The sequence below is a fragment of the Clostridium paraputrificum genome (assembly GCF_900447045.1).
Lineage (GTDB): Bacteria > Bacillota > Clostridia > Clostridiales > Clostridiaceae > Clostridium > Clostridium paraputrificum.
On the sequence record NZ_UAWH01000015.1, the window covers coordinates 164,352 to 179,559 of the forward strand.

The 15,208-nt window shown below is 29.4% G+C and carries 16 protein-coding genes and 1 other annotated feature; of the genes, 14 read left to right on the forward strand and 2 right to left on the reverse strand.

The features are described from left to right. Positions 1-47: 47 nt before the first annotated feature. From DR024_RS18155 to DR024_RS18290, 7 genes are all read left to right on the forward strand, one after another. Positions 48-2,063, forward strand: coding sequence for a DUF11 domain-containing protein (locus DR024_RS18155; RefSeq protein WP_111918906.1), 2,016 nt, complete (start codon positions 48-50; stop codon positions 2,061-2,063). A gap of 266 nt (positions 2,064-2,329) precedes the next feature. Beyond that, positions 2,330-3,796, forward strand: coding sequence for a protein adenylyltransferase SelO (locus tag DR024_RS12300; protein WP_099328228.1), 1,467 nt, complete (start codon positions 2,330-2,332; stop codon positions 3,794-3,796). Positions 3,797-4,010: 214 nt separating this feature from the next. Next, on the forward strand, positions 4,011-4,223 hold the full coding sequence (locus DR024_RS12305) for a FeoA family protein (RefSeq protein ID WP_055184193.1): 213 nt from the start codon (positions 4,011-4,013) through the stop codon (positions 4,221-4,223). Between the two features lie 22 nt (positions 4,224-4,245). Continuing rightward, positions 4,246-4,467 (forward strand): FeoA family protein, encoded by a 222-nt coding sequence (locus tag DR024_RS12310; protein ID WP_099313366.1) that lies wholly within the window; start codon positions 4,246-4,248, stop codon positions 4,465-4,467. A 12-nt stretch (positions 4,468-4,479) separates the two neighbouring features. Further along, the gene (gene feoB / locus DR024_RS12315) at positions 4,480-6,678 is read left to right on the forward strand and encodes a ferrous iron transport protein B (RefSeq protein ID WP_027098421.1); all 2,199 of its coding nucleotides are present in this window, start codon (positions 4,480-4,482) and stop codon (positions 6,676-6,678) included. 3 nt (positions 6,679-6,681) lie between these two features. After that, the gene (locus DR024_RS12320; protein ID WP_034866357.1) at positions 6,682-7,149 is read left to right on the forward strand and encodes a transcriptional repressor; all 468 of its coding nucleotides are present in this window, start codon (positions 6,682-6,684) and stop codon (positions 7,147-7,149) included. Further along, on the forward strand, positions 7,146-7,295 hold the full coding sequence (locus DR024_RS18290; RefSeq protein WP_081663654.1) for a FeoB-associated Cys-rich membrane protein: 150 nt from the start codon (positions 7,146-7,148) through the stop codon (positions 7,293-7,295). The genes DR024_RS12320 and DR024_RS18290 overlap by 4 nt, the downstream gene beginning before the upstream one ends. Positions 7,296-7,415: 120 nt before the next feature. Here DR024_RS18290 and DR024_RS12330 read toward each other — a convergent pair whose 3' ends face one another. Then, complete coding sequence (locus DR024_RS12330; protein WP_027098422.1) at positions 7,416-7,862, reverse strand: hypothetical protein; 447 nt, start codon at positions 7,860-7,862, stop codon at positions 7,416-7,418. A gap of 249 nt (positions 7,863-8,111) precedes the next feature. Here DR024_RS12330 and DR024_RS12335 point away from each other — a divergent pair, with 249 nt between their 5' ends. The 7 genes from DR024_RS12335 (at position 8,112) to DR024_RS12365 (ending at position 14,810) form a co-directional block, all read left to right on the forward strand. Continuing rightward, positions 8,112-8,918 (forward strand): hypothetical protein, encoded by an 807-nt coding sequence (locus tag DR024_RS12335; protein ID WP_051195972.1) that lies wholly within the window; start codon positions 8,112-8,114, stop codon positions 8,916-8,918. A gap of 52 nt (positions 8,919-8,970) precedes the next feature. Further along, positions 8,971-9,201, forward strand: a binding site (T-box leader). Positions 9,202-9,247: 46 nt separating this feature from the next. Next, a complete protein-coding gene (thrS, locus tag DR024_RS12340) occupies positions 9,248-11,158 on the forward strand; it encodes a threonine--tRNA ligase (RefSeq protein ID WP_111918908.1) in 1,911 nt (636 codons plus the stop codon). A 59-nt stretch (positions 11,159-11,217) separates the two neighbouring features. Continuing rightward, a complete protein-coding gene (locus tag DR024_RS12345; protein WP_027098425.1) occupies positions 11,218-11,436 on the forward strand; it encodes a DUF3892 domain-containing protein in 219 nt (72 codons plus the stop codon). A gap of 353 nt (positions 11,437-11,789) precedes the next feature. Continuing rightward, positions 11,790-12,200 (forward strand): hypothetical protein, encoded by a 411-nt coding sequence (locus DR024_RS12350; RefSeq protein WP_099313369.1) that lies wholly within the window; start codon positions 11,790-11,792, stop codon positions 12,198-12,200. A gap of 30 nt (positions 12,201-12,230) precedes the next feature. Then, the gene (locus DR024_RS12355) at positions 12,231-13,235 is read left to right on the forward strand and encodes a phosphotransferase (RefSeq protein ID WP_027098427.1); all 1,005 of its coding nucleotides are present in this window, start codon (positions 12,231-12,233) and stop codon (positions 13,233-13,235) included. A gap of 37 nt (positions 13,236-13,272) precedes the next feature. Continuing rightward, a complete protein-coding gene (locus DR024_RS12360; RefSeq protein WP_027098428.1) occupies positions 13,273-13,824 on the forward strand; it encodes a sugar O-acetyltransferase in 552 nt (183 codons plus the stop codon). A gap of 221 nt (positions 13,825-14,045) precedes the next feature. Continuing rightward, the gene (locus DR024_RS12365) at positions 14,046-14,810 is read left to right on the forward strand and encodes an EFR1 family ferrodoxin (RefSeq protein ID WP_027098429.1); all 765 of its coding nucleotides are present in this window, start codon (positions 14,046-14,048) and stop codon (positions 14,808-14,810) included. Positions 14,811-14,924: 114 nt separating this feature from the next. Here the strand turns inward: DR024_RS12365 and DR024_RS12370 are convergent, their stop codons facing one another. Then, positions 14,925-15,206: a hypothetical protein gene (locus DR024_RS12370; protein WP_027098430.1), complete on the reverse strand. Its 282-nt coding sequence runs from the start codon at positions 15,204-15,206 to the stop codon at positions 14,925-14,927. Positions 15,207-15,208 lie beyond the last annotated feature (2 nt).

The window sequence follows — 15,208 nt, forward strand, 5'->3', positions numbered from 1 at the left end:
GTTTTTTTACGAAAGATAAAAAATATGTTTAAGTTATAGGAGGAAATATGAATATTACAGGAAGTGTAATTTTTAATATAAATAGTCAACCTAATGAAGCTTCTGGAAATCAACCAATAAAAGGTGTGCCAGTAGCAATACAAGTTAGAGGAGATACAAATATAGAAGGAACATTTGTAGGTAAGGGTATTGTGGTTTTAACAAATAGTGATGGTAATTTTGCTTTTAGAGACGTTCCAAAAGGAAGTTATCGTATAGTAGAGGCGGCTGGATACACAGGTGAAATTTCAAATAGTGGAAACTGGAACTATAGTAAAAGTATATCAGTAACCCCAAATGATCCAGATATAGGGTTAATAACTTCCCCACCAAGGGAAGCTAATCGTGTAAATTCTTTATCACCGAATACAGTATACGTTAATGTTTCTAATTCTAATATTTCCAATGTAAAATTTGTAGATGCACCAGTTGAAGATATATATCTTGAATTAAACAATTATGTAACTATAGGTAATAATCTAATTACAGCTGGAAATAATGGGGATTTTGGGATGTTACCAAATGGAACTCCTGTTGATACAAGCCCTATAACTGTTCCGTACTCAGATTTTATAACAACTTTTAAATATGTACGTTACGTCTATTTTAAGCCTAATGATGGTGAGTATTCTATTAGTAATACTATAACTAATACTAATTTTGGAACATGGTTTAATGTTTCAGATCATACAACAGGTGATGAAAGTGGACGTATGATGATAGTAAATGGAAGCAATCCAAACCAATCTATTTTTACTACAACAGTTACTGTAGAACCAAATACAAATTATGTATTTTCAACATGGGTTATGAATATAGACTCAGAACCCACTTCAGTACTTCCAGAATTACGTGTAATTGTAAGAAGTAATACAGAGTTTCTTTTTAATCAACCATTAAGTAGTACTCTTAGGGTAACTAGGATTCCAACTTGGAGACAAGTAGGAGCAACTTTTAATAGTGGAAGCAATACAATATTAACAGTTAGTTTTATAAGTGAAGGTGGTCCAGCAGGAGGAAATGATTATTTAATTGATGATATTAGGTTATTACAACTCCAAGGTGCTCCAGTTACAAATATTCAAAAGAGTGTAGATAGGATTATTGCTAGCACTGGTGATACTATAAGGTATACAATAACATTTACAAATTCAAGCATTCAACAATTAACAAATGTAATTTTTAGAGATATAGTGCCTAAAGGAGTAACTATAATTCCAAACACTTTAATAATTAACAATGTACAATTAGATGAAAGTAATATAAATTCAGGTATATCCTTAAGAGATATTAATGCTAGAGAAACAATAACTATATCATTTGATGTAAGAGTTAATAGCCATGTTAGAAATGGTTATACAATAAGCAATAATGCTGGAATAACCTATACTTTTAGAGATTCAACTGGAAGTAACAGAACAATAACTACTACTAGTAATACAGTTCATACAATAATAATAAATACAAATTGTCCAGTTTGCCCAGCAGGACCTCAAGGTGAAAGAGGACCTCAAGGGCCCCAGGGTGAAGCTGGACCTGTAGGCCCACAAGGACCAATGGGGCCACGGGGAGAAATTGGACCAAGAGGCCCACAAGGAATTCCAGGAGAAAAATGTATTCATGACTATTTATTTTTAAACACGCCTTATTGTAAGTGCATAGAAGGTAAGGAGCTAATTCCTTTAATGAATAATATACAAGTAAAAGGTACAGCTATTACTCATAGAGAAGGACGCTCAATTATAATTTTATCTCCAGGAAAATCATATTTAATTAGTTGTAATCTTACTGTTTCTATATGTGATTTAAGTTGTACAAATGAAATAAATGTAATTTTCTTACTAAATGGAAGACCCTATCCTGGAATGAGTTCACAAAGTATATATAGTGAAAATCAATGGGTAACTATCACTGGTAATTCTATTATTAAAGCCAATAAAGATGCCCTTGGAATTGCTTTAGTTAATGCATCAAGCTGTTGCATAAAATTAAGAGATGTTAATATAACAATCATAGAAATATAAAATTAGAGCTGTTGAAAAATTTTTTTCAACAGCTTTTAATATATGTGGATAGATTGCTGGATTATGAAACGATATACTAGATGTGCTAATAAATACTTGCAGTTAGAAGGAGTAAACATAATAGAGATAAATGAGGGAATTATATTTTATCTTTACTTATTTACTTTAATAGACATATTAAATTTAAACATGCAAAAACTAATAATGTATAATTTTAATAAAACAATTTATTTAGTATTCTACTATAAATAAACAAAGGAGAAAAGATGGATAGAATTTTAAAAGATAAGACTATAAAGCTAGAAAATACTTATGCTAAATTACCAAGTAGACTTTTCACAGCTCAATATCCTGAAAAGGTAAAGGAACCAAAGATCGTTGCATTAAACAAAACCTTAGCTAAAAATCTAGGAATAGATGTAAGATTCTTAGAAAGTGAGGAAGGAGCAAGTTTTTTAAGTGGTAATAAAATTTTAGATGGTACAACACCAATTTCACAAGGTTACGCTGGACATCAGTTTGGATATTTCACTATTTTAGGAGATGGAAGAGCAGTACTTCTTGGGGAATACTTAACTAAAGATGGAGAAAGAGTAGATATCCAGCTTAAAGGATCAGGTAGAACACCTTATTCTAGAGGTGGTGATGGTAAGGCATCCCTAGGACCAATGCTTAGGGAATATATTATAAGTGAAGGAATGTATGCTTTAGGTATACCAACAACTAGAAGCTTAGCCGTAGTAACAACAGGAGAAGATGTTTTTAGAGAGGATTTCTTACCAGGGGCAATACTTACAAGAATTGCAAAAAGTCATATACGTGTAGGTACATTTCAGTTTGTTTCAAGCCTTGGAAATAAAGAGCACTTGAAAGAATTAGCAGATTATACTTTAGATAGGCATTTTAATGGTAGTTATGAAGGGAATCCATATGAATATTTACTAAATGAAGTAGTAAAAAGGCAAGCAGAATTAATATCTAAATGGCAACTTGTTGGTTTTATTCATGGAGTAATGAATACAGATAATATGGCTATAGCTGGTGAAACTATTGATTATGGTCCTTGTGCTTTTATGGATATATATGACCCAAGTACTGTATTTAGTTCAATAGATTTAAATGGTAGATATGCCTATGAAAATCAGCCTGGAATTGGTGGGTGGAATCTAGCAAGATTTGCTGAAGCTATATTACCATTATTAGATGATGATAAAGATAAAGCAATTGAGATAGCAAATGGAGCTTTAGATAGATATAATCAATTATATTTAAATAATTGGTATTCAGGTATGAGAAGAAAGCTTGGCTTATTTAATGAAGAAGAAGTAGATAAGGATTTAATAGAGGGGCTTCTAAGTATAATGCTAAAATATAAAGCAGACTATACAAATATCTTCTATAACTTAACTATTGAAAAGTTTACTAGCATGGATATTTTCTATATGGATGAGTTTAAAAGGTGGTATACTTTATGGAATGAAAGATTGAGTAGACAAGAAGAATCTAAAGAAGAAGCTAGAAAGCTTATGGAAAAAAATAATCCAACTGTAATACCAAGAAACCATAGAGTAGAGGAGGCATTAGAAGCTGCAGTAAATAGAAATGACTATAGTGTAATGGAAAACCTTATAGAAGTTTTGAAAAATCCATATGATTACTCAAGTGTTAATGAAGAATATACAAAGTTGCCTAAAAATATAGATAAAGGATATAAAACCTACTGTGGTACATAAAATAGTATAGAAGATTGATAAATTAAGCATGGAAATAGTTAAAGAGACACCTGTTAAATTACAGGTGTCTTATTATTTTAAGCAAAAAATACTTACCTTTTATGTTATTGATAAATTTTATCAATAATATTATTGATTAGAAATTTTTTCTAGTATATACTAATTAATGAAAAGACAATGAGAATCATATTCAACTGAAAGGGAGGGATTAGTTATGTCATTATCAATGATGTCTGTTGGTGAAAGTGGAAGAATTATTGAGTTTAGAGGAAAAGATAGCATGAAGCGTCATCTTCAAGATATTGGCTTTATAAAAGGAGAAAAAATTGAAGTTGTTGGAGAGAATCAAAGTGGTTTAATTCTTTTAGTTAAAGGCGTAAAAATTGCTTTGAATCGTGGACTTGCTTCACTTATAGTGGTTAATTAAGTTTTGAAAGGAGTTTTTGATTATGACTTTAAAAGAATTAAAACCAGGTGAATTTGGTACAGTCAAGTCAATTGGGGAAAAGGGAGTTATGAGAAGAAGACTTATGGATATGGGAGTAACTCCAGGTGTTAGTATAAAAGTAATTAAGATTGCACCATTAGGTGATCCTATAGAAGTTAATATAAGGGGATATGCGCTTAGTTTAAGAAAAAGTGATGCTGAACAAATTATAGTAATCAAATAAGGGGGAGATTAAATGTCATTAAGAATTGCACTGGCAGGTAATCCTAACTGTGGTAAGACTACTCTTTTTAATGAGTTAACAGGTTCAAAACAACATGTAGGAAACTGGCCAGGAGTTACAGTTGATAAAAAAGAAGGTAAGTATAAAAAGGATAATACTATAGAAATTGTAGATTTACCTGGAACATATTCCTTATCACCATATTCTGCTGAAGAGATAATAGCAAGAGATTATATTGTTGTTAATAAACCAGATGTGGTAATAGATATAGTAGATGGTACTAATATAGAAAGAAATCTTTATCTTTCACTTCAAATTTTAGAAACTAGAGTTCCAACTGTTATAGCTATAAATATGATGGATGAAGTTGAATCAAATGGGGATAAGATAGATACTAATAAGCTATCAAAATATCTAGGGGTGCCTGTAGTTCCAATAATAGCTAGAAGCGGAAAAGGTATTAGTGAATTAATGAATGTAGCTACTAAAGTAGGAAAAGAGAAGAATGTTTTGGAAAGTTTAGCTATTTTTGATAATAATATACTTGAAGCTAGAGATAAAATTAAAGATATAATATTTTGTGAAAATGAACTAGAAAAAGAATGGAGAGCTTTAAAATTAGTTGAAGGGGATGAAATTGTAACAGCTCTTTTAAGTGAAGAAGAAAAATCTAAAGTACTTAAAGTTGTAGAAGTAGCGGAAAATAATGCTGATGGGGATACTGAAGCTAAAATAGCAGACCTAAGGTACCAATATATAGGTAAGATAGTTAGAGTATCTGTTAAGAAGGGAGAAAGAAAAGTTAAAGAAACTAAATCAGATAAAATAGATAGGGTTCTTACTAATAGAGTTTTGGCCTTACCCATATTTGCAGTAGTTATGTACTTGCTATTTGCTTGTACTTTCAGTGAAAATTTTTTATTTATTAAAGGATTTCCAAGCCCAGGTGTATGGTTAGCAGGCTTAGTAGAAAAAGTATGGGAAATCTTTAGTAATTTAATTGAAGGACTTATAGTAAATTCATCTCCATGGGTTCATTCGTTAGTTATGGATGGGATTTTAAATGGTATTGGTGCAGTAATTGGATTTATACCATTAGTATTGGTGTTATATATACTTATTTCATTTCTTGAAGATAGTGGTTATATGGCTAGAGTAGCCTTTGTTATGGATAGAATTTTTCGTAGATTTGGTTTGTCCGGGCGTTCATTTATTCCTTTACTTATGGGATTTGGTTGTGGGGTACCAGCGATAATGGCAACTAGAACTTTAGATTCAGAAAAAGACAGAAAAATTACCACTATTATAACAGGTTTTATGCCATGTGGTGCTAAATTACCTATATTTGCAATGTTTGTTTCAATATTCTTTAAAGATGGAAATAAGACTTTAGTAACCTATTCTATATATATGTTAAGTATTGCTATAGCAATTATTGTTTCTTTATTATTAAATAAGTTCGTTTATAAATCAGAAGTATCTAATTTTGTAATGGAATTACCTCAATATAGAATTCCTACTGCTAAATCTATAGGTATTCACGGATGGGAGAAAGTAAAGGGTTTTGCAGTAAAGGCAGGTACAGTAATTTTTATTTCTACTATTTTAATTTGGGGACTTTCAAACTTTAATATAAATTCATTTAATGGTGTGAATAAAGAAAATAATGAAAATGGAAGTATAATTTGCGATATGGAAGAAAGTTTTCTAGCATCTGCTGGTAATATAATTGCTCCAGTATTTAGACCTTTAGGATTTGGAGAGTGGAAACCAGCAGTAGGTGTAGTTACTGGATGGGTTGCTAAAGAAAATGTTGTTGTTACATTTGCACAATTGTATGATGATGATGTAACTGATGAATACTTAAAAGAGTTTTTTAGTAAGTATACACAGGTGGAACTTGAGGAGTTTGGCTTTGAAGATGGTATATATGATTCTGAAGCAGCAAGAAGTATATATTCTGAAGGAATTTTGTTTGAAGGAGAAGATGAAAATGCACTTTCATCTATGAAAGAAGACATTTCATCTAAAGGAGCAGCTTATGCATATATGGCATTTAATCTATTATGTATGCCATGCTTTGCAGCAGTTGGTGCCATGAAGAGAGAGTTGAAGTCTTGGAAGTTAACAGGTATGGCTATTAGTGTTCAAATGGTGACAGCCTATATTGTAGCATTATTAATAAATATATTTGGAAGCTTAGTAGGTTAGAGAATGAATAGAAAAGAGAGTGATTACTTACTAGTTAAAAAGGTTAACATAGAGAAGGAAGCTATCTTTTTAAAATTAAGAGAAAATGGTTTTAGAATTACTAATCAGAGAAAACTTATAATTGATACTATTTTCAATAAAGAATGTACAAGCTGTAAAGAAATATATTGGGAGGCATCTAAGAAGGATTCATCCATAGGAATAGCAACTGTATATAGAATAATAAAAAGTCTTGAAGAAATAGGAGTTATAAATAGAAAGAATCTTTATAAAATATCAAGTGAAGAAATTGATATTTTAAATGGTGAAGGTATTGTAGTTCTTAAGAATAAAAAAACATTTAAACTTTCTGAGGAAGATTGGAAAAGGATAATTAGAATAGGTCTTTATGAGGCAGAGGGTTTAAATATTAATGATATTGACTCCATAGTTATAAAGAGAGTTAATGATGAAGAGGAGGATATAATGTGATTGATTTTATTGTTGTTGTCAGTGTATTAATTTTAGTTGTGTTATCCATGGTGTATAGGCATAAATCAAAAAAGTCTGGTAAATCTTCCTGTGGTTGTAGTTGTGAAAACTGCAAATCATCTTGTAGTAATTTAAAATATAAATAACTCTAAAAAACCTAGTCGTACTCTGACTAGGTTTTTATTACGAGGTATGTAAAAGATGTTATCATCACTGTTCCACTAATTACAGTAGATAATTAGTGGAACAAAAATAATATTGTTAGATTATAAACTTTGACCTAAACAGTTTGTATCATCAGCTATATCTCTAACATCGTCTTGTAAGTCACAAATATCGCTTTGAATAGATCTTAAGATATTCTTTATTCTATTACTTACGCAGCAACGACTTTCAAATAAAACATCATCTAGATTATTAAAGCATTGATTTAAGCAGTTAATAGCATTATTAGTATTTCTTAATTGATTTTCAAAAGCTCTTAATGCTCTTTCTGTTCTCTCATCCATTGGACTATTATCAAATCTTCTTCCGCAGCAAAGACGTCTGTCATCACGATCTCTATCCCTATCACGATCTCTATTACAATCTCTATCACGATCTCTATTACATTCACATTCGCTACTTAAGAAAGAAGTATTGTTATAAAAATTATCTCTATAGTTACGGTAAGCTTCTGCTATTTCAGAATAATTATTATTATTTTCACACATAGTAAATCCACCTTTTCATCTTTTTGTTATTTATTTTCTATCCATTCGTATAATTTATCTTATGTAGATGATAGGTAAATGGTGATAAAAAAATAAAAAGTATACAATATTATTTTTTTGTAGATGTCTTTTTACTTTAAACCAGTATTTATATGTATTTAAAGTTATAGATATTATATTTATAGACAAATATTATAAAAATTAGGTATACTAAGGAAGAAGCAATAAAGATGAACAGGGGGAGCACTAATGAGTATAGGGAAGGTGCAAGAAAAAATAAGAAGTTTAAATGATATAAGAAATAATCCGAAGGAATATCTTGATAAATGTGATGAAATAATTAGACTATTAATAGATTCTAATGAAATATATACTTTAGTTAGTAAGGATTCTAGTGAAGAGTTCATAGAAAGCGGCAGAGGTGATATAAGATACGGTATCCATGAAAATATACCTACAATGTGGCTTTTTTCTGAAGAGAAGATAGCTAAGGAATATGCTGATTATTATAATTTAAAGCTTAAGGGTGAATATTTAATTAAAAAAATACCATTTGAAGAACTTTCGTTAGAGTCTTATAGAGCTATGTTTTCAGGGATTGGGAAGATTATTGTAGACGAAGGAAGAGAATATTTAGCATGTAGTTTGTATGATTTGGTAAATCAATGTTTAATAAAAAATGGACAAGATCCTATACTAGAAAGAAAAGAGTATCTTGTTATGAATATACTAAATAGCATTAAGTATTGTAATACAAAGTTGTGGGTAGTACCAAAGGAAGGAACAACTTTTAATGATATAATATTTAATAAATTTGTTCCTGCAATAGAAGGAGGCTCTGTAAGATTTTTTATAAACAAGAATGAAAGTAGTACTTATTCAAAGAAATTAGGACATACTAATGGTATTTCTATAGATTTAGATATGAGTAGTTTTAATATTATCATCGAGAGTTTATTAAAAAGTGAAGCTAAGGGAGTAAAATTTATTATAAATAGGATAGAATCAGATATAACTATAGAAAAGTTAAATTCTTTATTAAGCAAGATGAATTAGACAGTATTGACAAAATATTATCAATGGAATATAATACAAAGCAAACAAAATAGTATAGGCTATGATAGGGAAAAGTATTATAGAATACAATTTTAAGAGAGAAAATGTCATTGGCTGTAAGCATTTTTAAATATGACTATAAGAAAAACTACCCAGGAGCTATGATTCAGTAACTTATTAAAAGCGAAATGTCATCGGTGAAGATCGATAAAACGTAAGAGAAGAATTGAATTTTTTAATTCAATTTGGGTGGAACCACGGATAATTAGCATTCGTCCCAAGTAGGGATGAGTGCTTTTTTTATATTAAATTTAAGAGGAGGTAGAAAAATGAGTATTAAAGTAAAGTTAAATGATGGGTCTATAAGAGAAATAGAAGAAAACTTAACTATTTTAGACCTAGCAAAAAGCATTAATAGGAATCTTGCCCAAAAGGCAATTGTAGGTGAAGTAAATAAGACCTTAGTAGATTTAAATTATATGCTAAAAGACAATGATGAGGTAAATATTTTAACAGCTGATAATGATAAATCAATTGAGGTTATTAGACATTCTACCTCCCATATAATGGCACAAGCAGTAAAGAGGTTGTATAAGGATGCAAAACTAGCAATAGGTCCATCAATAGAAAATGGTTTTTACTATGATTTTGATATTGATGAGCCTTTAATTATTGAAGATTTACAAAAGATAGAAAATGAAATGAATAATATAATTAATGAAAATTTACAATTTGAAAGGTTTGAGGTTTCAAGAGAAGAAGCTCTTAAGATTATGGAGGCAAACAATGAATCTTATAAAATAGAACTTATTAATGACTTACCTCAAGGAGAAAAAATATCTCTTTATAGACAAGGAGAATATGTAGACCTTTGTAGAGGGCCACACATACCTTCAACTAAATATGTAAAAGCTTATAAGTTAACAAGTGTTAATGGTGCATATTGGAGGGGAAATGAAAAGAATAAAATGCTTCAAAGAATTTATGGAGTAGCATTTAAAAATAAAGAATTATTAGATAAACATTTAGCTAATATTGAAGAAGCTAAAAAAAGAGATCATAGAAAACTAGGTAAGGAATTGAAGTTGTTTACTTTTGTTCCAGAAGGACCAGGCTTCCCTTTTTTCCTTCCAAAGGGTGTAGTTTTAAAAAATACTCTTATAGAGTTTTGGAGAGAGCTTCACAGATTGGCAGGATATGTTGAAGTTGAAACACCTATTATGTTAAATAAGCAGTTATGGGAAACTTCAGGACATTGGTATCATTACAAAGAAAATATGTATACTTCAATGATAGATGAAGAAGAATTTGCACTTAAGCCAATGAATTGTCCAGGTGGAATGTTAATTTACAAATCTAAAGCACATTCTTATAGAGATTTTCCAATTAGGGTTGGTGAGCTTGGAAGAGTTCACAGACATGAACTTTCAGGAGCATTACATGGTCTTATGAGAGTAAGAGCATTTACACAGGATGATGCTCATATATTTATGTTACCTAATCAAATAAAGTCTGAAATCAAGGGAGTAGTAAAGCTTATAGACCAAGTATACTCTAAATTTGGTTTTAGCTATAAGGTTGAGTTATCTACAAGACCAGAGGATTCTATGGGTAGTGATGAAGAATGGAATTTAGCAGAAAATTCATTAAAGGGAGCATTAGAAGAGCTAAATCTAGACTATATAATAAACGAAGGTGATGGGGCTTTTTATGGTCCTAAAATTGACTTCCATTTAGAAGATAGTCTAGGAAGAACATGGCAATGTGGAACAATACAGCTAGATTTCCAGCTTCCACAAAGATTTAGTTTAGATTATATAGGTCAAGATGGAGAAAAGCATAGACCTATTGTAATTCATAGAGTTATTTTTGGAAGTATTGAAAGATTTATAGGAATTTTAATTGAGCATTTTGCAGGAAAGTTCCCAACTTGGCTTGCTCCAGTTCAAGTTAAAGTATTACCTATATCAAATAAGTTTGAAGAATATTCAAATAAAGTAAGGGATGCATTAAATGAAGCTGGAATAAGAGTTGAGTTGGATGGTAGAGATGAAAAGATAGGTTATAAAATAAGGGAAGCAAGAAATGAAAGAGTACCATACATGATTATAATAGGTGAAAAGGAAGAAAGCTTAAATAAGATATCCCTTCGTAGTAGAAAAAATGGTGATGAGGGAATAGTCAATTTAGATGAATTAATTTTAAGGATAAATGAGGAAGTAGAAAATAAATCTTTATAAGTTAAAAATTAAGAAATATTTTTTGTGAAATTGCAAATGCTATTCTTGAGGTGATATATATGGCAAATAGAATAGTTGAAACAGTAAAAAAAAGCGGCGAAATTTCAGATTATGTTTTAAGCAATGGTGAAACTATTTCAAAAGAAGTAGGAGTAGAAAGAGCTAAAAATGGAGAAATTGAAGGAGTTATCATAGCTCATTCAAGAAAAGGTGAAGAATATTTAAGAACTAAGCCTGATGGAGAAGAAGGCAACAATCTTTCTTCAATGAATAAATAATAAAAGAAATACTCTGCAAATAATTGCAGAGTATTTTTAATTATCTTTTTTGTTATTATTGTCCTCTTTTAAGTTGTTTATTGCATTTACTATTGCAGCTGTGCAAGCAAGCCATAGTAGTACAAATACATATTACAACTATTATCAAAATATCTTCATAAAATGAAGGAAAAGAAATTAAGAAGAAAAGAGACAAAAAGAAAGCAATTAAACCATATACTAAAGTTCTCATGAATTTACCCTTTATATATAGTTATATTTTACCATGTAATAATAAAAATGGATAATATTAAATTGTTATAATATGAGTTATGGTGTAAAATTAAATTATAATTTAGTTTTAGAGGAAGATTATGATTAATAGGAAGTATCTTTCAATAAAGAACAATAAGGATATAGAAAAATTAATGGAGAAATATAATTATTTTCATGATAGTTGTATAAATGAGATAAGTTATGAAAGTGGGGCATATGTTAATGAAGATTTAAGTATGAACTCAATTAATGATAAGAGAATTTTAAAGGTAGTTTTTCAAAGGCAAGAAAATCCAAGAAATTTAGAAATTAAGTTTAATAAATTAGTTAAATTAAATCTTACTCCTGAATCAGAAGATTGTGATTCTATAATTTTTGGGGCAACCATGGAAATTAAAGATGGAAACATATATTGGATAAATGAAGAAAATGTTCCTATTGATAGAATAGATAACTATAGGAATTATACTTTTGTTATAGCTAAAGAGGGAGAGTACAGATTTTATTAATATAAAAGAAAAGGTTTAGAGGTGGGGGAAATGGTTAAGAAACCATGGAATATAAATGAGGTAAAGCGGATTTTACACATATTTTATAATATTAAATCACTTGATATTGAAGAGATTATTCCTTTAAAATCAGGTGCTTCTTCTGAGTGTTTTCATGTCATAACAAATAATGGTGAATATATATTAAAAGATATAGAAATGGATTTTATGAATCATCCAGACATAGAACCCCTCGTTAATAATGAATTGTCCTTAATAGGAATACCTGTATCAAAGTTTTATGTAACTTGTGATGGGTTTTATGTAGGAAAATATAATGGACATACCTTTCATCTTCAAAGCTTTATAGAAGGAGATATATTAAAAGTAAATACTGCTCCAAAGTGGTTTATGAAGGAGAGTGCTAAAATACTTGGTGAAATTCATAATGGATTAATGGATTTGCATTCTTTAGATAAAGGCATTTCTAAGGGATTTTTCATGGTGGTGAATCCTAAATCTGCTTTAGAATCCTATAAAAAATCTTTAAAAATAGCCAAGGAAAGAAATGAAGTAGTTGCAATTGAGGATTTATCTTATAGAATAAAGCTTTTGGATAAGTTGAAAAATGTAGATTTAGATATGGATAAGTTTACCTATAAAAATACTCACGGTGATTATTTTATAAGTCAAATCATATGTAAGGATAATAAGATTAATGGAGTAATAGATTTTACTTCTGCTTGTATTCATCCAGCTTGTTATGAGTTAATAAGGTCATATTCTTATGCAGATCCTAAATGCATAAATGGAGAAATAGATATAAAGAATCTTAAAGAATATGTTAACGAATACTTAGAGGTAAGTGATTTAAGTGACTATGATATAAAAATGATGCCTTATCTTTATTTTTACCAACTTGGTGTAAGTGATTATTATAAGAATTATTTCAATTCTAATAATAACAATAAAGATGCACTATTTCACTATGCTCATTGGTCTACAGAATTATGTAGATGGTTTGAAAATAATATAGAGAGTATCTTTTTAGGTTGATATAATATTAAACTTTAGATAAAAGGAGATAAGAACTATGACAGAAAGAGAAAAAATGATTGAAGGGGAAATTTATAATCCTGCTGATGAAGAATTAAAAGACTTAAGATTTAATGCAAGAATACTAACAGAGGAGTATAACAAAACTTCTATTAGAGACAAGGAAAAAAGAAATGAACTATTAAAAAAATTATTTGGATCAACAGGTGAAAATATTTATATTGAACCTAATTTTAATTGCGATTATGGATGTAATATACATGTAGGAGAGAATTTTTATGCAAATTATAATTGTGTATTCTTAGATGTTTGTGAAATAAGAATTGGAGATAATTGCTTTGTAGCTCCACAGGTTGGAATATATACAGCAACTCATCCTCTAAATGCTAAGGAAAGAATTGGTGGAAAAGAGTTTGGGAAGCCTGTAACAATAGGAGACAACTGTTGGATAGGAGGTAGCGCAACGATAGTTCCAGGAGTTACGTTAGGAAATAATGTTGTAGTTGCTGCTGGTGCTGTAGTTACTAAGAGTTTTGGCGACAATGTCGTAATTGGTGGGAATCCAGCTAAAATCATAAAGGAATTATAAAAGCTACGGAAAGTTTAATCTTTCCATAGCTTTTTAATATTTCAAAAATAATTTTAAAATATAGAATATATTAAGGATATAAAAGTAAAATATTTAGGATTTAAATCAATAAAAATACTTTTAAGCAGGTATAAGAAAAAAAATATGGTATAATTATACATGTACATATTTATATATTTATATGTTTATTTCTTTTTTTATGTATTGGTAGGTGAATAATAATGATAGGGGTATATTTTAGTGGAACAGGAAATACAAGATACTGTCTTGAAAAATTTTTAAGTGAGTACCAGGGGGAAGAGAAGAGTTTTTCTATTGAAGATCCGAATGTAATAAAAATTATTAGACAAAATAAAGATATTGCATTTGCGTATCCAATATATTTTAGTAATTTGCCCAAGATAGTTAGAGATTTTATAGAAATAAACCAGAAAGAGTTTAATGGGAAAAATATTTTTATTATATCAACCATGGGATTATTTAGTGGTGATGGAGCAGGATGTTCAGCCCGTTTATTAAAAAAATATGGAGCCAATATACTAGGTGGGATACATTTAAGGATGCCTGATTGTATTGGTGATGAAAAGGTATTGAAAAAGTCCTTAGAAGAAAATAAAGCTATAGTAAAAAAGACTGAAGAAAAGATAAAAGAATGTGCTAATAAATTTAAAACTGGAGAGCCTTTAAGGGAAGGATTAGGTTTTATATATCATATAGTTGGATTATTTGGTCAGAGATTATGGTTTTATAATAAGACTAGGAGTTATACAGATAAGTTTAAAATAAAAAGTGAAAGATGTGTTGGCTGTGGTAAATGTGCTGCAGTATGTCCAATGAACAATATTGAAATAGATAATGATAAAGCTAGGGGGAAAGACAAGTGTACAATGTGTTACCGTTGCTTTAGTAATTGTCCAAAGCAAGCAATTACAATTTTAGGAAAAGAAGTTCAAGAGCAATGTAAGATTGAAAAATATATAAAATAAGAAATTATGTAATCATATTCAATAACCATTAGGATTGGTACAAGATGGATAGTTCTGTTATTTATTAAAAGGGATTTAGCTTACTTTTTTTGCTAAATCCCTTTTTTAATAAGTTTAGTAAAGCCCCATTAGAATTATAAAGCATAGAATACTAAGAATTACTGTTATAGTAATAAAACAATTCTTTATCATATTTATATTATAGGCATTCTTAGATTTTAAATATAAATTAATATCTTCTATATCTAAATTAGTGTCATCTATTTTAATATATGAATTAAATAATTCATCATATAAAACATCATTAGCCTTTAAAGTTTCAGAGTCAGCATCCTTTGGCAGCTTTTCTCCCTTAAGATACTCTAATTTCCATAGGTAAAAAGTAGCTTTTCTCATAA